Genomic DNA, 599 nt, shown 5'->3' on the forward strand with positions numbered 1-599 from the left:
AACCTTTACACCAGGTCACTACGTTTATGCCGATAATAATGGTGTTATTGTTTCGCCTGAAAAGTTGGAAATGCCAGCCTAGTAGAGACTTTAGCGAACACATAAAAAAGCCCGTGAGAAAAACGCTCACGGGCTTTTTTATGTGCTTATGAAATTGCTTCGCCTAACTCGCGATTTCTACAATTTCTGCGCCTACTTGAAAAGTATTTTCGTCGACCTGTGTGCAGCGTAGTACTTTTACGGTTGCATCCAGAGCGGGAAACGCATCGTTGCTTGAAGGAAGCGATGTCCGGCAAGTTGCTCCTGCTGTTAGTTCTTCTTCTACTTCTATTAACATGCCTGCGCCACTAAGGTCACGGCAATAACCATTTACTTTGATGTCCGAGTTATCAACGGCTAGAGTGATTTCAGTATCGACTCTCATTCTGATGAAATCGCGTTTTTCATCCCAGGTACGGCTATACAGGTTATTCATCTATTCAACACCTCTTATGGATAAATGTCTCACCTTCATTTATATGTCTAAATATGGTTGCTGTCAAAGAGCAAAACCACAAGATATTCGACTATTAGCAATTGGTAAGATTCTAGTAATAAGT

At 41.2% G+C, this 599-nt stretch carries 1 protein-coding gene; it reads right to left on the reverse strand.

Going from position 1 to position 599, the window contains the following annotated elements:
* Positions 1–163: 163 nt before the first annotated feature.
* A complete protein-coding gene (locus A3761_RS07580; protein WP_068507473.1) occupies positions 164–475 on the reverse strand; it encodes a PilZ domain-containing protein in 312 nt (103 codons plus the stop codon).
* Between the last annotated feature and the right edge of the window lie 124 nt (positions 476–599).

The sequence above is a fragment of the Oleiphilus sp. HI0123 genome (genome assembly GCF_001635315.1).

Bases quoted from the DNA above. Each gene is read 5' to 3' on its own strand.
- A3761_RS07580 (WP_068507473.1), bottom strand. From the start codon at position 475: ATGAATAACCTGTATAGCCGTACCTGGGATGAAAAACGCGATTTCATC.